Annotated in this window: 27 protein-coding genes; 1 reads left to right on the top strand and 26 read right to left on the bottom strand. The window is 39.0% G+C overall.

Going from position 1 to position 23,776, the window contains the following annotated elements; translation table 11 throughout:
- Nucleotides 1-62 precede the first annotated feature (62 nt).
- From ACX9NY_RS31270 to ACX9NY_RS31295, 6 genes are all read right to left on the bottom strand, one after another.
- Nucleotides 63-266, bottom strand: coding sequence for a Spo0E family sporulation regulatory protein-aspartic acid phosphatase (locus ACX9NY_RS31270; protein WP_472480244.1), 204 nt, complete (start codon nucleotides 264-266; stop codon nucleotides 63-65).
- A 123-nt stretch (nucleotides 267-389) separates the two neighbouring features.
- The gene (locus ACX9NY_RS31275; RefSeq protein ID WP_472480246.1) at nucleotides 390-533 is read right to left on the bottom strand and encodes a hypothetical protein; all 144 of its coding nucleotides are present in this window, start codon (nucleotides 531-533) and stop codon (nucleotides 390-392) included.
- A gap of 2 nt (nucleotides 534-535) precedes the next feature.
- Nucleotides 536-1,906 (bottom strand): helix-turn-helix domain-containing protein, encoded by a 1,371-nt coding sequence (locus ACX9NY_RS31280; RefSeq protein ID WP_472480248.1) that lies wholly within the window; start codon nucleotides 1,904-1,906, stop codon nucleotides 536-538.
- 712 nt (nucleotides 1,907-2,618) lie between these two features.
- Nucleotides 2,619-3,032: a hypothetical protein gene (locus tag ACX9NY_RS31285; protein WP_472480250.1), complete on the bottom strand. Its 414-nt coding sequence runs from the start codon at nucleotides 3,030-3,032 to the stop codon at nucleotides 2,619-2,621.
- 1 nt (nucleotide 3,033) lies between these two features.
- The gene (locus tag ACX9NY_RS31290; protein ID WP_472480252.1) at nucleotides 3,034-3,582 is read right to left on the bottom strand and encodes a hypothetical protein; all 549 of its coding nucleotides are present in this window, start codon (nucleotides 3,580-3,582) and stop codon (nucleotides 3,034-3,036) included.
- A 145-nt stretch (nucleotides 3,583-3,727) separates the two neighbouring features.
- Nucleotides 3,728-4,351: a winged helix-turn-helix transcriptional regulator gene (locus ACX9NY_RS31295; RefSeq protein WP_472480254.1), complete on the bottom strand. Its 624-nt coding sequence runs from the start codon at nucleotides 4,349-4,351 to the stop codon at nucleotides 3,728-3,730.
- A gap of 95 nt (nucleotides 4,352-4,446) precedes the next feature.
- Between ACX9NY_RS31295 and ACX9NY_RS31300 the strand changes: the two genes are divergently transcribed.
- Nucleotides 4,447-5,004 (top strand): hypothetical protein, encoded by a 558-nt coding sequence (locus ACX9NY_RS31300; protein ID WP_472480256.1) that lies wholly within the window; start codon nucleotides 4,447-4,449, stop codon nucleotides 5,002-5,004.
- Between the two features lie 172 nt (nucleotides 5,005-5,176).
- Here ACX9NY_RS31300 and ACX9NY_RS31305 read toward each other — a convergent pair whose 3' ends face one another.
- From ACX9NY_RS31305 to ACX9NY_RS31400, 20 genes are all read right to left on the bottom strand, one after another.
- Nucleotides 5,177-5,761 (bottom strand): hypothetical protein, encoded by a 585-nt coding sequence (locus ACX9NY_RS31305; protein WP_472480258.1) that lies wholly within the window; start codon nucleotides 5,759-5,761, stop codon nucleotides 5,177-5,179.
- Between the two features lie 365 nt (nucleotides 5,762-6,126).
- Nucleotides 6,127-7,014, bottom strand: coding sequence for an ATP-dependent DNA ligase (locus ACX9NY_RS31310; RefSeq protein WP_472480260.1), 888 nt, complete (start codon nucleotides 7,012-7,014; stop codon nucleotides 6,127-6,129).
- A gap of 234 nt (nucleotides 7,015-7,248) precedes the next feature.
- Nucleotides 7,249-8,379 carry a hypothetical protein gene (locus ACX9NY_RS31315; protein ID WP_472480262.1) on the bottom strand — a complete coding sequence of 377 codons (1,131 nt, stop codon included), beginning with the start codon at nucleotides 8,377-8,379 and terminating at the stop codon, nucleotides 7,249-7,251.
- A gap of 295 nt (nucleotides 8,380-8,674) precedes the next feature.
- Nucleotides 8,675-9,643 (bottom strand): DNA cytosine methyltransferase, encoded by a 969-nt coding sequence (locus ACX9NY_RS31320; protein WP_472480264.1) that lies wholly within the window; start codon nucleotides 9,641-9,643, stop codon nucleotides 8,675-8,677.
- A gap of 214 nt (nucleotides 9,644-9,857) precedes the next feature.
- Nucleotides 9,858-10,307: a hypothetical protein gene (locus tag ACX9NY_RS31325; RefSeq protein ID WP_472480266.1), complete on the bottom strand. Its 450-nt coding sequence runs from the start codon at nucleotides 10,305-10,307 to the stop codon at nucleotides 9,858-9,860.
- Between the two features lie 37 nt (nucleotides 10,308-10,344).
- Nucleotides 10,345-10,563 carry a hypothetical protein gene (locus ACX9NY_RS31330; protein ID WP_472480268.1) on the bottom strand — a complete coding sequence of 73 codons (219 nt, stop codon included), beginning with the start codon at nucleotides 10,561-10,563 and terminating at the stop codon, nucleotides 10,345-10,347.
- A 93-nt stretch (nucleotides 10,564-10,656) separates the two neighbouring features.
- Nucleotides 10,657-11,103, bottom strand: coding sequence for a hypothetical protein (locus ACX9NY_RS31335; protein WP_472480270.1), 447 nt, complete (start codon nucleotides 11,101-11,103; stop codon nucleotides 10,657-10,659).
- Between the two features lie 48 nt (nucleotides 11,104-11,151).
- A complete protein-coding gene (locus ACX9NY_RS31340; RefSeq protein ID WP_472480272.1) occupies nucleotides 11,152-11,457 on the bottom strand; it encodes a hypothetical protein in 306 nt (101 codons plus the stop codon).
- Between the two features lie 278 nt (nucleotides 11,458-11,735).
- Nucleotides 11,736-12,158 (bottom strand): disulfide oxidoreductase, encoded by a 423-nt coding sequence (locus tag ACX9NY_RS31345; RefSeq protein ID WP_472480274.1) that lies wholly within the window; start codon nucleotides 12,156-12,158, stop codon nucleotides 11,736-11,738.
- Nucleotides 12,155-12,871 carry a DsbA family protein gene (locus tag ACX9NY_RS31350; RefSeq protein WP_472480276.1) on the bottom strand — a complete coding sequence of 239 codons (717 nt, stop codon included), beginning with the start codon at nucleotides 12,869-12,871 and terminating at the stop codon, nucleotides 12,155-12,157. The genes ACX9NY_RS31345 and ACX9NY_RS31350 overlap by 4 nt, the downstream gene beginning before the upstream one ends.
- Before the next feature lie 208 nt (nucleotides 12,872-13,079).
- Nucleotides 13,080-13,727: a hypothetical protein gene (locus ACX9NY_RS31355; protein WP_472480278.1), complete on the bottom strand. Its 648-nt coding sequence runs from the start codon at nucleotides 13,725-13,727 to the stop codon at nucleotides 13,080-13,082.
- 3 nt (nucleotides 13,728-13,730) lie between these two features.
- A complete protein-coding gene (locus ACX9NY_RS31360; protein WP_472480280.1) occupies nucleotides 13,731-13,964 on the bottom strand; it encodes a hypothetical protein in 234 nt (77 codons plus the stop codon).
- 352 nt (nucleotides 13,965-14,316) lie between these two features.
- The gene (locus ACX9NY_RS31365; protein ID WP_472480282.1) at nucleotides 14,317-14,946 is read right to left on the bottom strand and encodes a hypothetical protein; all 630 of its coding nucleotides are present in this window, start codon (nucleotides 14,944-14,946) and stop codon (nucleotides 14,317-14,319) included.
- Between the two features lie 120 nt (nucleotides 14,947-15,066).
- Nucleotides 15,067-15,558, bottom strand: a complete 492-nt coding sequence (locus ACX9NY_RS31370; protein WP_472480284.1) for a hypothetical protein — start codon at nucleotides 15,556-15,558, stop codon at nucleotides 15,067-15,069.
- Between the two features lie 25 nt (nucleotides 15,559-15,583).
- Nucleotides 15,584-16,075, bottom strand: coding sequence for a hypothetical protein (locus ACX9NY_RS31375; protein WP_472480286.1), 492 nt, complete (start codon nucleotides 16,073-16,075; stop codon nucleotides 15,584-15,586).
- A 4-nt stretch (nucleotides 16,076-16,079) separates the two neighbouring features.
- Complete coding sequence (locus ACX9NY_RS31380; protein WP_472480288.1) at nucleotides 16,080-16,622, bottom strand: C40 family peptidase; 543 nt, start codon at nucleotides 16,620-16,622, stop codon at nucleotides 16,080-16,082.
- Nucleotides 16,623-16,642: 20 nt separating this feature from the next.
- On the bottom strand, nucleotides 16,643-18,496 hold the full coding sequence (locus ACX9NY_RS31385; RefSeq protein ID WP_472480290.1) for a bifunctional lytic transglycosylase/C40 family peptidase: 1,854 nt from the start codon (nucleotides 18,494-18,496) through the stop codon (nucleotides 16,643-16,645).
- A 62-nt stretch (nucleotides 18,497-18,558) separates the two neighbouring features.
- Nucleotides 18,559-20,820, bottom strand: a complete 2,262-nt coding sequence (locus ACX9NY_RS31390; protein WP_472480292.1) for a hypothetical protein — start codon at nucleotides 20,818-20,820, stop codon at nucleotides 18,559-18,561.
- Nucleotides 20,821-22,902: a VirB4 family type IV secretion system protein gene (locus ACX9NY_RS31395; protein WP_472480294.1), complete on the bottom strand. Its 2,082-nt coding sequence runs from the start codon at nucleotides 22,900-22,902 to the stop codon at nucleotides 20,821-20,823.
- Entirely contained in the window at nucleotides 22,883-23,764 is an 882-nt protein-coding gene (locus ACX9NY_RS31400) for a hypothetical protein (RefSeq protein WP_472480296.1), read from the bottom strand. Before ACX9NY_RS31400 ends, ACX9NY_RS31395 begins: the two co-directional genes overlap by 20 nt.
- Between the last annotated feature and the right edge of the window lie 12 nt (nucleotides 23,765-23,776).

Consider the following 23,776-nt stretch of genomic DNA (forward strand, 5'->3'; position numbering starts at 1 on the left):
ATTTTCATGTTATGAAATGCCCTATTAATTTGTATGTAATTTAACTGGTAAACAGCGACAGCTTACCGTTTGGGATTCTTTAATCCGTAATTCACCTGAGGGTGCCCACTTTTCTTCGTCTGATCATTATACTCATTAATAATTCTATCCAGACGCTCGGATTGCTTTATGACTAACGGATGTCCTAAACCATGGGTTTCATATAAATTATGTAATTTTTGTCGCTCTGTCTCTAAGATTTTATTCTCATTAGAATGATTATTCACAGTATCACACTCCCATACTGTAATATTTTATCTATTTATGAAAAAGTTTAGAAATTCAAATGTAAATCATAATTTCAATATAAAAAGACACCCTATGGGTGCCTTCGATAGTTTAGCGAGTTTTTACCAGCCGCCTGAACCATGACTATTTGTAGTGTTTATGATTGGTGGCGGTGGTGGAACTTCTTCTGAAGCAAAGGCTGTAATCGGTAGTGCCATGATAACCAAACTGAAAACCAAGGTGAGCAGGGACATCTTTCTCTTCATGTCTATATACCCCTTTCGTATTTCATCATGATAGTTGAATAGCGATGTAAGGAAGTCTCGTCTATGGTGTGACGAATTTTCTCAAACATACATATATTCCTGACCATACATGCGGTATTGTTAATTCTAGCTGATATTGCCAAACTCTCTAGGATAAAATTAATACCAACTCTGTACTCATCCTTTTGAATGTAATAAGTAGCGACATCAGCTAAGAAATTAGCCAGACCATCATCTATGATTTCAGCTGTATAGCTCCCTACGTGTCCGTTTTCGTTGATTTGGTTGAAAATAACTTGCTCAAATTGATGGAGAATTTCATCTATATTAATTTTATATAATTGAGCTGCCTTCACAATCTTGAAAAGTGCACGTAATATTTCAGCTTCATTCGAGCCAATATAAGCGACATACTCATGTAGCACACTTACTTCTCCAGACATTAGTCTGTATAAATAGCGGTTTGCTTTGGCCCATTCTGAAAATTGTGATTTGGTAGCAATAGCAATATCATCCGTTTCAATTATCCATGCCTGATCCTCGTAACGTGAGACATAATTCAAGGCACTCTCAAAATCATTTTTCTCTTCAGCTATGGTACCAAGAATTAGATTTGAATATAAAATGTAACCGAATAAGGGTTTCGCTGGTTTCGATGTCTGATGGTTTTTCTGAGGTTTTTTATGTTTATGTTCGTACAGATTCGTTGCAATCCGTTCCATTTCTTCTGCTAAGTACTTTGCTTTGTCCCACTTATGCAGAGACATGAGCAGGTTTATCAAATCCTTTAACGCATCCAATTGTTCAGTCTCACCTAACCTCTTTATGTAAGGTTCGAACAGCGCAGCAAATTCCAAGTTCATCTCCTGGTTATCTGTCAGAGAGTATTTAAATATTCTATACTGACAGGTAGCCAAACGCTCTGCATGCTGATATCTCTCACTTTCGGCTATTCTTTTATACATAACTAGAGCAGCCTCTTTATATCCCTCATTGTCAAGGTGTTCTGCAACCTCAAACAGTATCGGTGAATAAGCAAGATTGTCCGTTACGATGACGGCCACCTGATCAAGACAGTCCAATTTGTTTAGTTCAGCGCATCTGATAATTAAAGGTTTCCACCTTCTCCAATTCGATGTAGTTTCGCTAATGCATTCACTAATATAATTATTGTATAGCGCCCCAGGTTCCAATTTCATAGCTGCCGTAATCACATCTAGAACACGGACGGACACTGGAATGACACCATTAATTATTTTACTTAAGGTCCCAGAGTTAATCCCGGCGGTTTCAGCAAAATGCGAAAGTACAATGTCATTGTGATGTATGTAATCGAACAGTTCTGATCGGATCGTTTTGGATTTCTGTTCCAAAATAAATCATCCTCCAAATCGGAAATTTACCCTAAACCATTCTATCTTGGTTTCCAGGTAAGACTTTGTCTCATGTTGGTAAAAGTAGTCTCAATTAATGTTACAACCGAAGAAACTGGATTTATGAATATTTAGTCTGTCTCATTTGATAATATAGGTTGTCTCATTCGATGATATAACTAGTCTCGATTGATGATATAAGTATCGGCGGATTTTTATTTGTATAAAAACAAGAGAATTTAATTAGACGATTAACAGAACTTGAGAATATATTTATCCTTTATCCCCGTCCTGACAGGGTTTCCGCGTATTATGTTGTCTCATTTTATGTTATAAGTTGTCTCATTTGATGATATAACTAGTCTCAATTGATGATATAATCCACATCGTCTCACCCAAAATTTTCAATATAACCTCTTATATAGAAATAATATGTAAAAGTTAACCAGCGGTCAATAGATGAATAAGATTTTTATCTCTTAAAAAAATCCATTCAATTAAAAGATGAACATAAAGCTAATAATTAATTCTATATCTGAAGTATGTCGAAATGGTATAAGAATAACGAAGACATAACATCTTATGAACATAAAAACACAGCAAAAAGAACACTCACCTTTAGTTCAAGGGAGCATTCTTTTTGCTAGCAGCTTCTACATCACTATTATATGCCAATTACGATGAATACATACCTAGCTTGAAACCAGAATGTTCAACTTACAATAGAATAAATCAAAGTAAGGATAAGGCCTAGAATCATTAGTTCCATGAAAGTTAGGTTGACAACACCGATAAAGATAAAACCAAATCTGTTTTTTGGATGCAAAACTAAGTCAAGAATCTTCTCCCCAGCGAGTCTGCAATCTAATAGAGTTATAATTTTCATTTCCCGCAGCTCTATGATTTTAGCCATGATCATAGGCTCTAAATCATCGTTTTTCATAAAATCTCGAATTACCGACTCTTTTGCGTCTTTTGTGCGTTGAATATGTCTACCAATTTGATAGCTAGTTGTAGATTTTTTTCTCCCTATCTCATCCGTTACTAAAGTGATATCCATGCCGAGCCGAGTCATTCTATGCAGCTGTAAATTCTCTTTTCTTTCTTTAAGGTAAGTTCTAATCATACTATCCCCACTCTCTATTTGAATTGTTATGAATTACGCACATGGCAGCTTTCCAGTAGCCTAGGTTCTTTACTATGGTTCTGCTAGAAGGAAGTCTTTTATCATTTCTGGCCTTCAGCTCATCTTCTCGGTAGTTTTCATATTGAATCACGGTGAACCAAGATCCGTAATAATCTGCAGCTGCTCTCAATGCATCAACACAATTCTTAGCTGAATACAATCGGTTATTCATTTTGTTGATTTCATACACCGGCGTTCTTTGCGGCTTCGTTTCTCTGCAATGTTCTTTTTTCTCGTACGGTAATATTTTTGGAGCGGTTGCGAGAATTCGTAGAACAGATGTGTTAAGACTCGCTTTACCTTTCAAGAAATTCATAACATGTTCTTGGGTTTGTGATTTAACCACTGTATCTAAGCACATGATCAAGCTATAAATGAGCTCATTTTTTGACTCCACTAACTGTATGATCTGATCTGATAATTCTATTGAGTTTTCGTAAATTGATTTAGCTGTGTATAGATAATCCATTATTACGTCAATAGTATTCATAATTCTCCTCCTCAGAGTTGATTTGTACAAAAAAAAGCACCTCGCACAGACAGAAATAGTTCTGAATGTACGAGGTGCTTCCTCGCTTTATGTTTTATGTAATTTGGTACTAACATTGTATTAAAATCGAGGGCAGGTGTAAAATCTACTCCTTTATTTTTTTCAACAGTTGCGAAACATACCCTTGAGTTATATTCAATTTCTCTGCAATATCCTTTTGCTTCATTGCAGGGTTGTCCTCTAATAGCTCTACAATTTTATGTTTGAGAAGCACTGGGGCTGCAATATTCATTTTATTCTGTTCTTGTTTCCCTTCTAAAGTCTCTTCATTGAATGATACTGCTAATACCTTGAACATCTGACTTACTCGTGCAATGGATACATCTAAAGCTTCAGCTATTTCCTTACGGGATATATCCGGACTCGCTCTTAATAAGTGTTGAAGTTGTTCCCACTTTATGCTTCGTTTCCTGGTCATTTTTTTATCTTCTGACTTCTCATGAATGCTTTCATTATCAACTCCAGAAACAAGAGATCTCGCACAATCTTTGCAAACCAATTGTTCTTTAAACATGCTGAGATCTTCTGCAGCAGCACAGAATAAACAACTGGTACTTCTAAATTTTCTTAGCACTACAAGAGAATTATCAGTATCATGAAAATACTCGATGTCATCTCTAACCTGTATATCCAATGAGTCTCTAAGTTCCTTAGGTAAGACAATACGTCCTAATTTATCTAAATGTCGTACTATACCAATGCTTTTCACATAATCAAGTCCTTTCTAGTGTTTCCTATTAGTAATTACTCGATTTTTGAATTCTATATTATTATTATAATATAAAATACGGATGGTGATAGTAGATGAGAACTGATAAAGATTTTATGGTACATATTGATTCGCACAACAGCCTTAGTGCTAAGTATTTAATAAATGTTTCGAGGAGTTCAATTGAACAGAAGTCATTTGAATTTTTGAATCAAAGTATCGATTTTTTATTGTCACAAGGATCGGATGCATTCGCTTCAACGATTGTCATGTTCGATGGGTACAATGACACTTCTGAGGAAATATACGAAATTCCTGAGGTACGCAATTGGGTGAACGATTTACTCTTAGCACATCCCTACTTCATATATTTTGCAAGTAGATCGACAGACACTCACTTAGACCTACTATCATGCGTGGGGGACATCGCTATAAGATATCAAGGTGAGAAGACCCTTTCTCCTAGAGAATATGCGCGACTTGGAATTGATCCCCTTACAGAAGTGGAAAGGAAACAATGGACCATATCTATCAATGAAATTTTGTATAAGCGCATGGAGTTGGCTCTTCGACTGCTGGGCACCAGGATTGATGATCCCCAAGGGACTAATGAGACTATCACCATGCTTGCTTACTTCAAGGATAGACAATAGCCTGGCTAGTTGCATTCTGGTTCATGCTTATGACTTAACTCATTCAGCTCATTGAATACTTACTTAATGTATCGATGAGCTCACAGTCTCTCTCCATATATACATCTTTCACACTCCAACCATGAGAATAACATATAACTTGTCTAATAGCTTTTGCTGTTATTTTAGAGCACTACACTGTTTTTATTTGTATTTGAACCTCGCATTTATTCTGATGCTTTTTAAGATCCTCCATGATTGTCTTCAATTGAGATAGTACTTGTTCTACTTCATACACTCCTGAAAGATTGTAGACATAAGCAGAGTTGCTATCACCTGCTATGAGATCGTCTAAAGACAATACCAATGCTGATTCATCGTTTTGGTATTCCTTTGTTGGATTTACGTTATCATCCAGCAAATCGTTTAGTGGGATTTCTAATTGTTCCAATATATCATTAAGTTCACTTGAAGTTTGAACGGCCCATACTTTCATTATGTCCTCTAAAAAGAATAACTCATTCCACCTGGACCAGCATTTTACGCGTATATCTTTGGGTAATTGTGAAAGATATGAGGCTGGAACAATTTCCTCATAGACATTATAATTTGGACCATCATTTGTTTTTGTGTATTCTCTCTGATCTGCCTTGCTCATCAAGTGATAGGCAGTGACCATGCCCCGTTTGCCACTTTTCACCCGTCTGAATGAACTGTTTGCTGTTTGCTTTTTTCTATAGCTGTCATCCATAATAATTTTTTCAATATTTTCTGACACGTCTATTCCTCACCCCTAAAAAATGACTTCTTTTGAATAGATTCTTGTATTCAAATTAACTGAACTGTAATGTCGTCTATATATAGATCTATGCACTACTGCTAAAGCATTCTCTACGTAGAATCGAATTATTAATTGTCAGATTAACATATTTCCCAGACATCGAGTAGCAAAGTCAAAACACCTCTACAATGCTGGCTTTCTACACTCAGTTACTTATTTAGCGTGTCTACTGGCTCTCAAAAAGTATGGAATTTTAATTTCAATGCTCAAAATAAGACATATGTAAAAAATCGTAGAGACAAAAAAAGCTCAAAATCATCTCCTTAGATCCATCAAGGGATATTTTGAACTTAACTTATTTATTACACTGAAATAGATGTACAAAATTCTTCAAACTTCGGTGATCGTAATTTCCCTTCTTTAGTAAAACACTGAAATTTAATTTTACAACTTATTAGCGGCTCAATGTACAACCAACCTTTATTTTCGTGCTTAATGAGTTGTTTAGACACCTGGTTAAACGCCCGTAGGACTTCAGTACTTGGCGGGAACTCCAACATCCCTACATATCTTCCATCTACAGATAAACCCCATCCGAAACCGTCTTTAACCCTTACGGATGATACTTGGCAAATTATAGACTGATACGCTTTGATCTTAACCATATTCCACGAACGTGAGTTCAAATTAATTGGCGCATCCGGATTATACTGAATAATCCCTTCTTGTCCAAGCTCCTTGGCTTTCAAAAACAACGCTTCTCCATCGTCATATAAAGGTGTAATAGAAAGTGCTTCGGTATTCACTACTACTGCCTTAAGCAACTCTCTACGCTGCATGAAGGATTTATTCAACGTGGGTTTCCCGTCTAGATATAGTATATCCCATACTGGAAAGTGAGCTCGTAAGGTTTTTGCTATTTGTTTAACAGCCGATTCTTTTTTTGTATGAAATCTAGTCATCGCGTCATCCCACCACAGTTTTGGAGGTTGATCCTTAGCCTGTGTTAGATCAAAAGCTATACATTCACCATCCAATATGGCGGTCTTTACGGGAAGATTAATTGTATTCAGTTCTGGAAATCTTGATGTTACCTCAGTACCATGCCTTGTAAAAGCTCTCACCTTACCGTGGTCATAATGTATGATAATTCTAAATCCATCCCATTTTAAACTTGATTTGAAATTTTTTGCTATCTGAGAGGGAAGCAACGGATGAAGGAGCATGGGTTTTAACGGTTGATTTAACATGACAATCCCCTCCATAAAAGACCTTAACATGGGGATCAGTTAAAAGGTATATGGAACCGTTGGAACATCTGAGAATTATGTGCAATTCTTCACGTACAGTAACGGAGATAACCTAAATGGATGAAACTCATGGAATCTGGTCATGCAGCAGCAGAGCGAACTTTGCTTAAGCAAAAAAAAGTCCCTTGATGTTCTCAAGGGACTTGGTCTATGCATCCTTACTTAATATTTCAATTAACTTAGTTCTTGACTCATAAACTGATCTCTATAAGCGTCTGCAACAATGTTTATACGTGTGATAATTTTGTTTAAATTGGCGTCGCCACCTGATGTGAAATAATCGGTTTCTGAAATACCGACAATGAACCAATCTGCTGCCCATTGCAAGAAATCATCTACACTCACACCATCAGCGACTGCAAAAACGGCTGAATACAACAAAGATACTTTAAGTTTGTTAGAGAATAACTTTTTAACGATTTTAGGTTGATATTGACTTTGAGCAGCTTCATAGACTTGCTCTAAAAAGTCAGACGCACCTTCAACTAGTAAAGACGTATCATCAGAAATCTTATTTTTGTAAAGCATTTCTTCAATAGTATCTTGGTTCAGTTTTGTGTTATTATTCGTTTGCACAAGGGCCATTACAGCTAAAACAGGCTCCATATGTTCCGATCTATCTGTTTTTGATACCTTAAAACCTACTTTGGAGAAGTTCATTTTCAAATACTTGTTAACTGTTAGTTGGATTTGTTTCGTCATATGGGGTTTCTTCAATTCTGATTTGTTATGTGCTTCATAGTTGTTCCAACGATAATATAGCTCATCTTTTAAATTGTCATCTATATCATATAAATACACGTCGAATTGATAACCTAGAATCCTTCTTTGTAACATTTTAGGCAGATCTTTAAAATACAGACCCGAGATATCGATAAGTACTCGTTCACCTTCATGCTCCCCAAAAATATAAGTTTCTTCTTCTAGGGACCATAGGTTCTTTATGTAATCTCGGTTGCTTGTAATTCGTTGATTCCCCTCTATTACATTACGATATAAGACTTTATTAATCGACTTTTTCTGTGCTTTGATCGGACCTAAATCAATACTCATACAAATAGAGGAGATCGCTTCAGATTTTTTTCTGAGTGACCATGCTTTTTCTCCACGTTGAGATGGATCCTCATGTTTAAACTTAGAAGGACGTTCCATATACTTTTCAAGTGTGTAGCTTTCGCTTGAGAAGTCTACGCCGAACAGCCAATCAATGTCTTCTATTTCACCGTTTACCACTTTTTCTTCGTCTGCCATAATCACAGATGCATCAACTATCAATCTATCTGGATATTTCTCTGGAGTAATCATGTAATCATCCTCTTCCTATGAATAATGGGTTGTGACTTACAAACATTTTAACTGAAGTGCAAAAAATAGAGTAGTCATGTGCGTTTTCAGATTCTAAATACTTAGGCCCTCATCTCCTGTTCAATTAAAAGTAAGCAAAAAAACACCAACTCAAACAGGGTTAATTGTCCAAAATGAACAGAAAACTCTGATTGAGATTGGTGTCATGAACTGGTAGTATCGCTTGATGCCACCTTGAAATAATAAATTAATTAATAAGAAAATTATAATATCTTATAGGTGATGTGTAAAGTATTCAAAATAAGCTGTTTTGAAGATTAACTTGTCCAAGTTGCTCTTTTATAGCTTTGGCCAATGCTAAGCCAACATTATGTGCCACTCCATTACCGACAGCTCGATATTGATGGCTCAAGGGTACCGTATCTGGAAACACATAGCTATCAGGCGTTCCCATGATACGAAGACACTCCCTGACCGTTAATCGTCTGTTTTCGGATGGATGCAAAAACTCGCGACCATCTTTGGCTATATGTGCTGTAAGTGTTGGTGATTCCCTATACCAATCCAATCTTCGCATTCCACGAAATTGCTTTCGCGGATTCATCATGACATCTTTGATCCGTTCAGGACTTGGACTTGTCCATGTGGCGAGATGATTTGGGATTTCTCCAGAAGCTGGCGGTAAATCACCAATCGCATCATATACAGTTTTACTTATGCTGAGAACCTCACCAGGGAAGCGAAACGTAAATCCTAAATCTTTTCTGACACCAACTACAAAGACACGATGTCTGTCTTGTGCTGTATCATAATGACATGCGTTTAGTATCTGCCAATTCACATTGTATCCAGATTGTTTAAACATGGACAACATTTTTTCAAAGGTAACTTTGTGCTGTCTCATTAAGCCTATTACGTTCTCAAAGAGAAAAACGGGAGGACGATTAACTTTGATATGCTCAAAATATGTCCAGATCAAAGCCCCGCGTTCGCCTTCTTCTCCTTCGTTGTTTCCTATTGATGAATAGTCTTGGCAAGGCGGGCATCCCACGTAGATATCTGCGTACGGGATATCAGCTGATACAATCTGATTTATATCCCCCACATGAATGTGATCTCCCACATTTGCTCTATAGCTCTCTGCTGCTGCGGGAGTGACTTCATTCGCCCAGATGATTTTCAACTCATTCATCAAACTATAATCAAGTAATCCAGCACCTGAGAAAAAAGATGCTACTGTCAATTGTCCATCAATATTTGGCATTCATTAGCCCTCATCTACTTAAAGCTCACTGGCTTTAAGCGAGGACAACCTACGGTGAAATACGTTAGGGACGTATTTTGCACTTACGCCATACGTTCAAGGCCCTAGAATGGCGTTGCAAAGGTTTTGTGGGGTACTAAAGAACGACAGTACTGTTCAAGAATATTTCTATCTCTTACCGTGGCAAGGAACAGTCTGCGAATCCCCCAACCTGTTATACAGGGAATGCCGTGTTTTTCTTCTTCTCTCTTGCCTCTCGGATATTGTGTTGAATCTCAAACCAACTGGTATCTCGATATCTCTCGCGATCTTCAGCTCCACAATCGTAATCTAACATCTTATAGCAACCTTCAACTTGATGCATTTCGCACTCAAAACAGTATTGAGATTGAAATTTGTTGGCTGCTGATAGACGTATAATGTACGTTTTATCTAGAGATAAGCAGCCAATGAACAACCCACCTTTTAGGATCGATTGAGCAGGAACAAGTGACCTTGGGAAAACCAAGACCCACTCGTCATCACAATATTCAAGCGATTCACTTACAGGTACCGGTCGTTTACGGCCGTCTAATAGAACCTTGCTATAGAGCAAGGTTTTATCCGTTCCGTTTAACGATACGTAGTAATATTTCCTCGGTTCATGAATAAATTGTTGCATCAAGTGATGCTTCTTCCCAAAACTGTTCACGTGGACATGTTTAGGTTGGGGCCTCGCCATGGGACACCTCTCCCTTCATGCACTCGTTATAACGTTCGGAATAGACAGAATCATCGAAGATGTGAGCCCAAAAGAGAAGCTCAAGAGTTTCGTCCTCTTGTCTCCCCTTTTTCATTTGCAAGTCGTACATCATCTTTAAATAGCGATCTTGTTTCATCAGCGCTCTCATTGCGGAAACATTAAAACTAACTTCAGTCATATCAATCACATCCTACTTCTATAAATATAAAAATGCACTGAAGAACCGATTATGGCTCCAAAGTGCATTTTTTCGTGAATCTATTCTCAGATATTAGTAACTAGCCTCGAAACGAGAGAAACGTAATTTGAACAATTCCAGTTCTTCGACTGTCAATTGATCATCATAGGCTCGTATTTCCGATTCATATTCACTCATCGGCTGATTGATAAATTCAAATAAGGCCACAACCAGATCTTTAGCATTTTCAGTAGGTACATTAACAGTCAATGTTTCCACTTTGATATATTTATTGATTTCATCAAACTTGTAGATGGCATATACCTGATTGTGATCTGGATTTTCCGTTAAGGAGACATTAACTAAAAATAGTGTTGATACAGCAAAATATTTATGGGGAATCTGTGTCTCCGTACGAAGTTTATTTGCAAGCGCCGTGAGCTGCTCGTAAACCTCCTGGTCTACGACTCCCAGTCCGCTGCAAGTTTTACAATCAAAAGTTTTCCTAACACAAATAGGACATTGAATTAATTTCTTCATGAGATCACTCTTTTCATTTAGTAGTATGTGTTCTAATAATAGGTTTTGTTAATCCAACAAGACTTTTCGTCCGATTGAATAAGATTCTTTTAACTTCTCCATTGCTTTCGTAGTGACTTGATAGCTATACCAACCAGTCTGTCTCTTGTCTAATGGAGCATGGGTACCGCTTAAGATACAGAGGAATTTAACACCCCGATTAGTTTGGAGTTTGAATGGGCTACTCACGTAGTAGTATTTTCCAATAAAATCGGCTTCTAATTGTGTATTAACAGGTCGATCTCCCATCTCAGGGTAAGTAGGATGCATACCTTTTGGAATCTTTTCAGCAGGAAAATCAATAATTTTAGACATATCTTTCACTCCCTTATGGTTTTTAGACATAAAAAAACACCTACAGGAAATCAATTAAGGAGGACCTTAATGAAATCACCTGAAGGTGTGTTTTATATCAAGTATGACTCGTACCGCTTGGTTGAGTCTTGTGTATAAGAAATTGTATTTTCTTATTATAGAACTAAACTAGTCGGTTGTCATCTCTGTGAATAAAAATACTGAAAGTTGAGTCATTGATTAAATTTCATCTTATAACGTTGACTCATAGACCGTGACCTTTACAAATTTGCCTAGACCTAATTCTTGGGATCACGAGATAAAAATAATAAAGCAAGAATCAGAACAAATGCAGTAAGCGATAGTAAAGGAATCGTGATAAATCCGAGCCAGTTGATATAGTCTACACTGCAAGGCACACCAGCTTCACAAGGCAGTACACGTCCAATACTAGCGATCTTCTGACCGGCATAATGATAACCAGCAATCAGGAACCCAACCACAGCTAATAAGACACCTGGTGTTGCATATTTACGGTCTTCCTTCAATGCAGCATACCCCAAAATAATGGTTAAGGGATACATACAGATCCGTTGTAGCCAGCAAAGTTTACACGGTTCGTAATGCATAATTTCACTGAAAAAAAGACTCCCCAATGTCGCAATGATTGAAACAAACCAAGCAAATAACAAACCATATGATCTAAAAAAGTCTCTCATCATGAATCCCCTTTTTCTTGGCCATTGATTGCTTTCTGGATCTCCTCTTTGAGCTGGACATAAGTTAGTCCTCCTGGTTGAATGGCGATACCATTCACAACAAGTGTCGGGGTTTGTTTAATTCCCAATTCACGCGAAAATGCTAGATCCTCCGTGACCACTTTGCTATAATCTCCATTTTCTAAAGCCGTATGCATATCCGTATAATCTACATTAACACCGGCCGTTTTAGCCAATTCAACTAGATAATCAATTGTTGCCCAATTGGTAGACTCAGATTGTTGATTTTGATAAATCGTTTCGAAATACTTCCAGTAGTCTGAAGGGCTTTTTGCGAGTACATATTCCGATGCTTCTGCAGCAGTTACGGAGTCCGGACCAAGGAACGGGAAATTTACAAATTTGAAGTTGGCTGTACCTGGTTCAACAAAATCTTTTATAATCATTGGATATATATTTTCTGCAAAGAACTGACACCCTGGACATTTAAAATCACCGAATTCAACGATACTGACAGCGGCGTTTTCGTCACCTTGAACTGGCTGTTTAGTTAAGTGTTCTACTGCAGCCTCATTCAGGGTGATTGGTTTAGCTGCACCTTCCGTTTTGGATGTTGCAAATGCGATTAGAAATACAAGAACCATTAAACTTGAAAAACCCATCACCGCGTGTTTAACCCCTTGCTTATTTTTCTTCTTTTTCTTTGTCGTTTTCATATTATATCCTCCAATAATTTTGATGATTTAGATTAAACTCTAGGTTAACGAATGGCTGGCTTACTTTCCCTCCTACTCTCTTCTTGCATTTGAAATACTCGCGACAATCATCCTTATAAAAAAAGAAGCATCAGTGAAGATGCCCTAGGGGCATTCACCGGTGCTTCCGGTTGTATACGTTATAAAACGAACGCTTATAAAAGGAATTTCAAGTCGTGATTTTCTTATTATAGGGGATGCTCTGATTATCGAGTAATAAAACTGAACGGTTTTGTTGATAAAAATTTATCGACTGGCTGTAAGAGCCAAATCGTCGCTTTATGTATGAAAGTGATACGCTACCACCTAACTGAGCATATTCTCTAGCTGTAGGGATACGTTTATTCTTGTGATAAAGGACATCCATTTTTGCTAAAAAACCTTCTTCCGAGTCTAGAGAGTAATTCTTTGCAAAATAGCTGTCCGAATAGAAGTTGCTCTCTTTTATCTCGTAACCTTTACTTCTGATTAACATGTAAAAACTCATTCTCACAACGGATGGAAAGTTAACCTCAGATGAGTTCTTATATCGAGCTTTTACTTTTGCTTGTGCTAAATGAGCCACATCGGTAAGCAGCTCAGGATCGACCATAACAGACTTGCGAACTAAGGGGAAATCTAAGGCAAACCTCTCTTTTAGATGATAAGAAGTGATACGCCTATTGATCTCATACGGGACGTCCCAACTCGGTTCGTCCAACAAAAGCGTGCAATAGTTATCCAGCAATGTAGGTATCGTTTCTTTAGATCTCTCACTATGTTCTTGGACCTGAGTCCAGAGTGATGGAAGTATTCTTGTAATCAATTCCTTTTTCATCTCTTAATCCCAGACTTCTACAGGAGTGTCACTCATCCAAAACTGTTTTCTTAGAGGGGTAGATTTAGAGGCATTTTTTTGATTCAATATAGTATTGCCTTCATTCTGGTCGGAATATGACTTTTGGCCAGAAATAGAACGATCAGTCTTTATCTGGTCAGATGGAGTACCCCCTTGTTTAAAAAGTTGTATTACATTGTTAGAATTACTAATCTTTTTTTGATTAATGGCATTCATTATATTACCTCCCAATATATTATTTTCTCATTCGTTTTCAAATTGTCATTGAATTTTAAGGATTACATTCCTTGCAAAAGAAGCACTCTTCTCCATCATGTTCTCTATAGTGAAATCTTCATTTTCTTTGCCGGTTTTCAAGTTAATTTTACGACCGCAGCATGAGCACTCTTTTGTGAATGGCCCCATATTTTAACTCACCCTCTCCTACTTAATCTTATTACGATTTTATTAATGAGTAACTATTTATATATTATAAAAGTGACTTATTACGCTGTTATAATACTGTTCAGTTTGTGATTCGATTTGTAAACTGCACTCAATCACGTTTCAGATCAATCTAATTACATACTCAGAATCTTTTTCTGACGAAATCTGGAACATGATCGTCACAGTACATAACCTTCCAACTGATCTTTTGAAGTTGTTCTAACTCTTCATTTGTCAATAATCTGTTGCAAGATTTACATGGGATGTTCGTGCCCTCTGTCAGATTTTTTTTCGACTCATGCTCCTCACCTTCATTTTCAATTAAATAACCCCACTCACGATATTGGGCCAGATCCTTCCACCCTGCTTCAAAGGTATTCAATGCATCAACTAAAGCTCTTCTGACAGCAGCTTTAACTGTACCCTCAAAATCATGAATTTTCCGAGAATCTTTTATGTAAGAGAAATTTTGAAATCCCATACCTTCATTAGATGTATTCATAATTTGCAGCTTGCCTCTCATTTCGAGCTTCATTTGCTCAAGATGATAGATTGGTTTTTCCGTAGTCACAGTCCAACTATAAAAACCACCGGCTGCTTTGTTTAATCTTTGAATGTATGCCTGAACCGGTATGTGCGCGCTTTTATTACTATCATTTTTTTTCTTAACTGTGCCACTTGGAAACGGCTCACATAACACATTCATGATCTCTTCATATTTATCCGTGTACTCTTTGTAGCTTAATGGTTCCAAAATAGGGAATTGTGTCATACGATAATCTCCTTCACGTTCATGTCGCCAGAAAACACAATAGCACAAGAATAATTTACCATTAAATGAGTAATAAGTATAGTCAAAAAAAGGTCCGACATCGGACCTCTCATTAAACAATTACAACATAGTCGTTAATATCGGCACAACGTATGCCAACCCTAACACAATGGGACTGAAGATCATCATTCCTATCCCCAACCGTTTTCGTTGCGGATTTTTCCCCGCCACGGATCGCATAAGCATGCCCATATAAAACATAGTAAACACTACGGGTACCGAAACATACCACACACCCTTAAATAGATTCGGCCCAAGGATAGATGCACTATCGACCATACCAACAATATCATCATTTTTATCTACAACAGCTGGCGTTGAATTACCAAACATATGCGTGATTACAGGGAGATATGCAATAAGTAAAGCTCCGACTCCGAAGATGATAGCAAATATATATCCTCTTCTTTTACGTATTGGATTTTTACCTGCTGTCAAAAGAAAAAGCAATCCGATGATGAACAATACTGTAAAAACAGGGAGACCTACCAACTGTAATAAGCGAACTATTTGTTGTATGAGTACATAAAATCCGGAGAGTATGTCTTCCATTTTATTGATCCTTTCCTTCTCATATTTATGAGTCTGGTGCCCCTAACGTAGTTATGAACTCTACTTCGTCAACCTTCCACTTCTTAGCACTTTCCTCATAAACCATAATGGTCCGAACAATAACTTCCTGAGTACTGGCGATCTTGTTGAAAGAGGTTGTCAGACTAAACTGGTTCAAAAACTCAACCTTTTTTTCATCGACTACTATCTTAAACGGGATGTGTTTATCGAACCGGGAAGATACCGACATAGATTCATCCGTATCCTCAGGTAGTTCGATTCCTGCCGGCAATGTGGAGTTATATCCCTGCTCGGTCATAAGTGGCTTGATACCTTCGTACCTTTCTTTAATGGTCTTGTATGTGAAAAACTTTGTTAAAAACTCCTTATTGGCGAGTTCGACTGCTTCGTTCTTTGTTTGTTCTTTAATTTGTGAGCGGAGACCCATGCTGCTGGAGATCAATGCTACATTGATAACTAATGATAAAATGAGCAGAATATAGAACCATTTTTTCATTGGATTACTCCTTCATAATAAGATTGGATTGATTGGATTGATTCACTCGTCTTACTCCCAATAACTTATATTTTTCTTTCCATTTCGTAATGGAGAACTCAGCAACGCCTTGGTTGGCACCCACCGTGATGAACTTATTCTTACCGATATAAATACCTACGTGGCTCAACTCGGCTTTGTACGTAGACCAGAATAACAGATCCCCTACGATCAGATTGTTTATGTCCACTGCATCTGTTTTCTTATATTGCGCTTTAACATTTCCGTCTAGATTAAAACCTAGTTGTTTGAAAACATATGATACCAACCCAGAGCTATCGAATCCCCCTGCTTCCGGGGATTTCCCACCCCATTTGAAGGGTAAACCCATCTGTTTTTTTATTACCTGGTTTAATTCATCTGGATTCACCTGTGATTTTACCTTTAACTCCTGGTGTAGACTTTGTTCCGCCTTCATTACATCTTGTCCAGCTACAGGGAGCTGAGTTATTACGAACTGACTTGCAATCAGCGTTGATGCTAGGAAAAGAATTGAACTTGATTTCATAAATAAAACTCCTTTTCTATTTACTTCACGATCCGTCTGTATCCCAAGAATGGATAAATGCTGTTCCACCGTGATACAGATGAAATACTTAAACCTTTACTTCCGTTGGAATTGATAAACTTGTCATTCCCTAGGTACATTCCAACGTGTGATGCAGCTGGCTTGTATGTGGACCAAAAGACGAGATCCCCAGGAAGCGCTTTGGATTTATCAACGGCTGCCGTCTTGTTATATTGAGTTTCAGCATTCCCATAGAGATTAATTCCCAATTTATTAAAGGTATATTCGATGATACCTGAACAATCAAATCCCCCATGAGAAGGTTTACGGCCACCCCAGACATATGGCATGCCCATGTACTGACTCATAAGGTCAAGCGCTTGTTGAACATCGAAAATTTGTCCATCGGATGTGACGGTGAGATTAGTCCAATCTGAATAGTATCGCATTACATTATCAACGTAATTGACATCTCCATAATTATCCCAACCTTTTTTAGCTTTCCACATCTCCGAGAATGCAATTGCATTTTCTTTGGAGTACCCTCCACGTGCTTGCGCATAACTGATGAAGCCACCACCAAAATTGTATGCTTGTAGAGCTAATTTCGTATCACGACCCGCTGCTTTGAAGACATTAGCAAAGTGCTTCACACCATACATAATGGAGATCTCTGGGTCTGTAATGGTATTGGGTGGAAGGCCGAGTGACTCAGATGATTGCATTACATCCAAGGACATATTACCGCCTGATTCTTGTTGGATGACTGCTAGGATCAAATTAACCTGATCCTCAATCCCATTAATGATCGCATACTTACGGACCAGTGGTTCATATCGCATTACCGCCTCGGATACCTTAGCCTCTCCGATCATCGATAATCCCCCACCAATCGCACCGGCTCCACCATATAAATAGGGATTCCAGTTTTCATCAGCAGTCTGAATGAATTCGTAGAGTAGCTTCATATCATCTTTTTTAACCCCTTGCGCGGTTAAAATAGCCTGGAACAACGTCACATTGATATTTAAATGGGGCACGAAGCGATCATCCACAGTTGTATGTTCATATTGCCTATAATGCGTGGATGTGCAGTCGCCTCCAGAGCTGGTTCCAGTCTCTTCCCATTTGTCTGTTGGTGTGACTGATCCTCCTGGATAGTACCTTTTCAACTTATTAACGGTCATATCCCCATAATTGAGTGTCACTCCGGAAAGAACATCATGTGCTGGTCGCTTAAATGAATTAATGGTCGTTTCTGGACCAGTAGTCGTTGTATTCCCCTCTTCATCGGTACTTGTACAATACGTAATGGTTTTTGTCGTCTCTATATCATCCTTAATTTTGGTGAAATCGAAAGCTGGTTTAAATAGAGCCACCATTAATACCGGATTAAAATCACTTAAAGTGACCTTCTCTTCTTTCACAACCATTTGATAGCGAACGAGTGCTGTGGGTATACCCCAGCTTGGTTTCACTGTATTCATTAACTGTTCTTTCCATTTCGCGTCCGCTTCAATGTTCATAATCGGTGCAACTGATTTATCTGCTTCCTCTTTGAACCGTGTTTCGAACTTTATATCTCGTTCGCGATCCTTCTCACTTCGGGCATTCCCACCTAGGAACCAATCTGCAAATGGAATGGCTGCAAGTATTACGGCAACGATAAACATGATGAGTATTGCCCATCCAAGATACGTGCTAAAAAATGCAATAAGTGATTTCCCGATAGCCAGGCCCACTTTTTTCATAAAATCCATGGCCAGTTTTCTGGCGAACTTCCCTGCTTTTCCTATCAGTTTTCTCGCGCCCTTACCGGCTACCTTTTTGCCGGCATTCCCTGCGGTATCATTCACCATATCCTGACTATTCAATGAAAATCACACCCTTTATAAAGAAAGGATGGTTAGAGTAGCCAACCATCCTTACATAAGAATTAAAGTATCATTTTGTTTTTCGTTCTTGTTTTTTCATGCTTAACTTGGTTAGCCATACCCTCAAGCTTTTTAGCATGATTAGAAGGCGGTGAATATTGGGTGTTCGCTGACGTTTTTCTCGATAAGAAGTCAGCACCCTTATCGGACCAATCTCGTCGATCAGCACCCCGGATATTGTGCGAGAAATAGCTATCAGGAGACAATTTCGAAGCGTCCATCCGATTGTCTTCAAACTTAGCTCCATCTGTTCCTCGTATGAATGCACCAGATGTCCTAACGAGATGTTCGTTTGAGCCTCCAGGTAATCCCATCGGACCCTCAGAATTATTATTAAATCCACCCATTCCAGGCGGTCCACTCTGAGCACTAGGTAGTCGGTATGAGCCGTTTGGCTGACGCTCAAACTTCTGGTTAGCACTTGGGAATTGGTAACTCGCAACTCGGGTTTCACCCTTAGCTAAGTTAGGATCAGCTGCTCCGAAATTACTGATCCGTTGCTTACCGGAAGCAGTGTCTGCATAAAATGCAGATCCGCTATTGGTCTGTTCCCACGATACGTTTTGTCCTGCATATTTCTGGGCGAGTTGAGGAAGTGCCATATTGTTCATACCCCCAGAAGCAGCACCGGCACCCTGTACCCTTCCTCTGCTAGCTCCAGACAACATGTGACCCATTTGACGGCCAAATCCTCCAGCTCCCACGGTAGTACCCATGGACTCTCCCATGTTTCCCATGAACCGACGACGTTCACCTAGATTTCCCCAGGTATCCTTCAGATTTTTCCCTCCTGTTGCGGCCATGTTTTGAACCTTCCCGAAGAAACCGTTACCGTCGGCTTTCTGATAACCTGCTTTTATTCCCTCAGGGAACATAGTTGATGATGCAGTCCTAGAGGTGTTGGCCATTCCTGCGAAAGCATTCCTTGCACCTTGCGCAGATTTAGATCCAATGACTGAGCCCGCTTTAGCACCGAGTGCCACACCAGCAGGACCCATCGTTAATCCCATCGCGCCACCAGCTACAGCACCCATGGCACCTGCAACTGAGCGCATCCGTTGCCAACCGCTTCCTCCTGAAGCCGCTTTGGATAATGCAGTTGTTCCAGAATCATTTCCGTAATCCGGAGTGGAGCCCCCAGGCCCAGGAGACATGCCTTCCGAACCTTTTGAAGGGAGACTTCCACCTCTTCGGCCACCCATCATACCTCCAGCGCCTTTAGCTAGCATCATTGCACCCGCTACAGATCCAACACCTGCAACTGTAGCAGCTTGTCCTATCTTAGTGCTGGAATCTCCTAAGTTCATCCACCGAGACATCATACCCGTGATAGGGATGAACATGATTAGTAGTCCTAATTTATAAATGGTGCCAAATACACTTACCGTAGCAAGGCTAGCGAACATGGTCAGAATATAGATCGCTATTCCGTGAATAGATTGTAAGAAGATATTTCCTGCAAGCTCTTTGAGCCAGGTACCAAAGAAAGCACGCGTTTTGGCGAAGAGCATACTGTACGCGGCAAAAGGTGCCAGGACGACAAGGAACGTTATTATAACTTTCCGTGCAATATAGATGACATTCAGGTACAAGGTTAATCCAAATTCACAGAGATAAACGATAGCATTACTAACATTGAAATTTCCCGCACTCGCGACTAGTGATACACCGTTTGTATCTATACCGTTAGACTTCAACAGATCCGAAATTGAAATTACAAGACTCACGTTAATTGACATCATTACTTTGAAGATTAACCAGAAGCATGCCATAAAGAATGCACTGAGCACCCACATGTTCACATCTGTCCAAAAATCAGATTTGGCCTGAGGACTGTAGGCCTTGACCCCAAATCTAGCTGCAGATATCATAATCGCAGCAGTCAAAATGGTCACATAGATACCCGTCATCATTGCTAATATAGGATCAATTATTTTGCTCATTTCATCCTTCGTAAAAATACCAAAATCTAAGTTTTCGGTATCTCCGTAGGGATTACCAAAAATCAAAGTCGGCAGGCTACTAATCTTGAGATCGAAAATGGATAGAATAAATCCAAGTAAGATACCATCCGTTAAGGTAGCGTCCTCTTTATCTTTTTTCATTTGAGACATCTTATCATCGCTGAACAATGCTCCATCTTCTGAGGCATCCCGGACCCCTGGAGTAACGAGCAACTGCGTATCCTCAGCGTAGGCAAAGCTATGAAAGAAAAAGGTTGAGAGTATGATTGCGATAAAGAAGAGTGGGATTTTAAGTTTCACTTAAAACCCTCCTTCGACAGCCTTAAGTTCTATTCGAGCATCTAAGAACTCAATCATCTCTTCCCTTGTTCGGAATTTCGTTGAACGTCTGACTGTCTGCTCTTTCTTCGTCATATCAATATTTTTGTTGGTATTGATGTACAACCACTCTTCCGGTGTGGGCTCAGATCGGAAGCTTACAATCTGTTTTCCTGCCTTCATGATGACATCGCCTTTATCGGCTGTTCGAATCATGTTACCTACATCTTCAGAGAGTCGATACGTATTCAAAATAGGTGCGATATCTTGGTCAGACTGTTTTAGGAAGCAAACTGTTTCAAACTGAGCAACAACATCTCGCGCTGCCTCCGTCCGTTCGAACATCTCATATCGTTGGGATACCAACGTAAGTGAAACGTTCCATTTACGACCACGTGCCGAGAGGACTTTAAGGAACTCCATCATGGTGTTATATTTGATCATCATCCATGCTTCATCAATGATTACTCGTTTTTTTGCTAGGGGATTGGAGACAATAAACCTATTCCAGACCCACGTCATGATGACATGCTGCGCAAGCGGACGCTCAATACCATTAGCCGATAATTTTGAGATATCGAAGGTTACAACAGGTGCATCATCCAGAGAAACATTGGAGTTCGAAACAATTTGTGTCTGGCCATCAAACATCCCGAACGCTTTACCTTGTGTGAACAGGAAAATGATGGTGATGATCTCATTCAGATCGTACCCTTTGTCTTGTTCCTCTCTTAATCTTCCAAGAACTTCGCTGATTGTTGGCATATCAATGTATTTCCGCTGATAAGTGATATTGCCCATGGAGTCAACAGTTTCTACATTTGCATAAATGGTATTTGGATCTTCTGTAATCCCACGTTTGGTGTACAGTTCCTCGATAATATCATTCAAAAAGTTCATTTCAATCGGAGTCAAACCTTGAGAACTAGGGCTTAATGACTCTTTCATTACTTTGAAAAATTCTAGTAGTTCTTTTACCTTCTCATTAACATTGATTCTCTCAATGACATGCTCATCGACTTCACCTTCATTAACAACTTCCTTTTCAGGGAAGATATCTAACGGATTTATTCGACTGGCTATATCTGATTTTGACGGGTAAATAGGTATAACTATACCGCCTAGAGCCTTCGTCAGAGCTATGTATTCAGGCTCGCAATCGATGATAACGTTCTTTTCGATGCCATCCATGAACCCACGGCCGATAATCTGTTTCACGAGTACAGATTTACCCGATCCGGAAACACCAAAAATTCCTACACTATAATTGGGAAGACTTAAATCAAAATTGTTATAGTAAACAAATTCTTTACCATACCTTCCGATTGGGAAGCCACCTTTGTGATTTAGCTTTGAACTTGAATGTGGGAATATCGCTGTAAGTGAAAGTTGATCCAGATTCCGCTGCGTTTTTTCTAAATAGTTTTTACCGAGTGGCAAGACGGACATAAATCCTTCTTTTTGGCGTCCATAGGAGTTAACGATCTCAATAGATTCACCACCCAGATTCCGTTCAATCTCACGACACTTCGCGTTAAGCTCATTTAGATCACTCGCGAAGACGGTACCTTGAATGGAGACATAATACAGACCATTTTGATTGTTCTTGATCTGTCGCTGTAAGTGTTTAGCATCCTCCCGTTTTTGTTGGGCATCTTCGATCTTAACCCCTAGATCACCCCGATTGGCAGCTGAGAATATAACGGTTTCGAATTCTTCCACTTTTTTTTGCAATTTCTTTATGGCTGAATTTCGATCCAATGGTTCAATGTGGACCGCCACATCCATGTCATCTCCACTGAAAAGCGCCTCCAACCATCCGATCCTCACCGTTCGTGGATATCCGGATGGTTTTATGAAAAATGATCGTCCGAGGCGTACATCGCCCAGGCCTGTTTGCATCTCAAAATGATCTTCATGAAATTTCATACCATCATTCGCGATATTCTCTATCATCGATGGAAATCCTAAATCATTGTGATCATCGTTTAATTGATTAAGAGATATGAGATTATCGTTCGGTTCTTTTGACTTCGCCTTCTTGTTAAATAGCTTCTTGAACATATCTCTTCACCTCTTCTACATCATTAACAATTGTTGAATACCCTGGGAGGGATGTTGGGTCCATCGTGACAACAAGAGATGTCAACTTTTCACGGTCCGCTATATCGTCAATCGGGTTCACGACCATGCGTTCGCGGTTCAAGGCACGTTTCATAACTTCCATAGCAGATAGCGAGGGTAATATCGCAGATTGAATGTCCGATTGCTTCAACATTTGAACAATCGTCCATGCTCGTTGATATAACTCATCCGTAATATCTTTAATTCGATCCTCTTGAGAGATCGCACCCATGCGACTTACCTGTGGTACGTAGGAAATAACATAGAGAACTTTGCGGGTAATGCGTAATTCATCTTCAGATCGTTCTTTGATATGGTCAATCACATCAAAATTATATGTGCGAGTTTCTTCATTGGATTGGGATAAATTGGCTTTAAAACGCTCCTCTTCTTTACGAAGATCTTGTCTCACCGCTTGACCCAGGATCTGAACCGGAAAACGAATTACTTTATAAAGCGAACTGTAACCAATGATGATGGCCTGTCTTGCCCCTTCTGAAAGTAGGTCGTAGTTTACAAAGTCGGATTCAACGATGATGCTATATTCGTTATTCTTCTTGGCGAAAATACCATTTTTAATATCTTCAATCCCTAACAGGTCCACAATTTTCTCCATACCCTTTTTGACCTTAACCGTTCCACTCTTGGCATCTACTTGGCCGGTCTCTTCCAGGTGCTGCTTACGTGCCCACCCAAATATTGGTTCATTCCGATCCATTCTCTTTTTAGCAAAAAATAGAAATACAAGAGTTAGAACCATAAGGACGACAAATGATGTTAGGACAATATCAAATACTTCCATTTCAGTTGATCC

It is taken from the genome of Paenibacillus sp. CB74 (genome assembly GCF_055687625.1).

Excerpts from the sequence above, each read along its gene's own strand:
- ACX9NY_RS31275 (WP_472480246.1), bottom strand. The coding sequence starts at position 533 with ATGAAGAGAAAGATGTCCCTGCTCACCTTGGTTTTCAGTTTGGTTATC.
- ACX9NY_RS31285 (WP_472480250.1), bottom strand. The coding sequence starts at position 3,032 with ATGATTAGAACTTACCTTAAAGAAAGAAAAGAGAATTTACAGCTGCAT.
- ACX9NY_RS31290 (WP_472480252.1), bottom strand. The coding sequence starts at position 3,582 with ATGAATACTATTGACGTAATAATGGATTATCTATACACAGCTAAATCA.
- ACX9NY_RS31300 (WP_472480256.1), top strand. The coding sequence starts at position 4,447 with ATGAGAACTGATAAAGATTTTATGGTACATATTGATTCGCACAACAGC.
- ACX9NY_RS31310 (WP_472480260.1), bottom strand. The coding sequence starts at position 7,014 with ATGTTAAATCAACCGTTAAAACCCATGCTCCTTCATCCGTTGCTTCCC.
- ACX9NY_RS31315 (WP_472480262.1), bottom strand. The coding sequence starts at position 8,379 with ATGATTACTCCAGAGAAATATCCAGATAGATTGATAGTTGATGCATCT.
- ACX9NY_RS31320 (WP_472480264.1), bottom strand. The coding sequence starts at position 9,643 with ATGCCAAATATTGATGGACAATTGACAGTAGCATCTTTTTTCTCAGGT.
- ACX9NY_RS31330 (WP_472480268.1), bottom strand. The coding sequence starts at position 10,563 with ATGACTGAAGTTAGTTTTAATGTTTCCGCAATGAGAGCGCTGATGAAA.
- ACX9NY_RS31335 (WP_472480270.1), bottom strand. The coding sequence starts at position 11,103 with ATGAAGAAATTAATTCAATGTCCTATTTGTGTTAGGAAAACTTTTGAT.
- ACX9NY_RS31340 (WP_472480272.1), bottom strand. The coding sequence starts at position 11,457 with ATGTCTAAAATTATTGATTTTCCTGCTGAAAAGATTCCAAAAGGTATG.
- ACX9NY_RS31345 (WP_472480274.1), bottom strand. The coding sequence starts at position 12,158 with ATGATGAGAGACTTTTTTAGATCATATGGTTTGTTATTTGCTTGGTTT.
- ACX9NY_RS31350 (WP_472480276.1), bottom strand. The coding sequence starts at position 12,871 with ATGAAAACGACAAAGAAAAAGAAGAAAAATAAGCAAGGGGTTAAACAC.
- ACX9NY_RS31355 (WP_472480278.1), bottom strand. The coding sequence starts at position 13,727 with ATGAAAAAGGAATTGATTACAAGAATACTTCCATCACTCTGGACTCAG.
- ACX9NY_RS31360 (WP_472480280.1), bottom strand. The coding sequence starts at position 13,964 with ATGAATGCCATTAATCAAAAAAAGATTAGTAATTCTAACAATGTAATA.
- ACX9NY_RS31365 (WP_472480282.1), bottom strand. The coding sequence starts at position 14,946 with ATGACACAATTCCCTATTTTGGAACCATTAAGCTACAAAGAGTACACG.
- ACX9NY_RS31370 (WP_472480284.1), bottom strand. The coding sequence starts at position 15,558 with ATGGAAGACATACTCTCCGGATTTTATGTACTCATACAACAAATAGTT.
- ACX9NY_RS31375 (WP_472480286.1), bottom strand. The coding sequence starts at position 16,075 with ATGAAAAAATGGTTCTATATTCTGCTCATTTTATCATTAGTTATCAAT.
- ACX9NY_RS31380 (WP_472480288.1), bottom strand. The coding sequence starts at position 16,622 with ATGAAATCAAGTTCAATTCTTTTCCTAGCATCAACGCTGATTGCAAGT.
- ACX9NY_RS31395 (WP_472480294.1), bottom strand. The coding sequence starts at position 22,902 with ATGTTCAAGAAGCTATTTAACAAGAAGGCGAAGTCAAAAGAACCGAAC.
- ACX9NY_RS31400 (WP_472480296.1), bottom strand. The coding sequence starts at position 23,764 with ATGGAAGTATTTGATATTGTCCTAACATCATTTGTCGTCCTTATGGTT.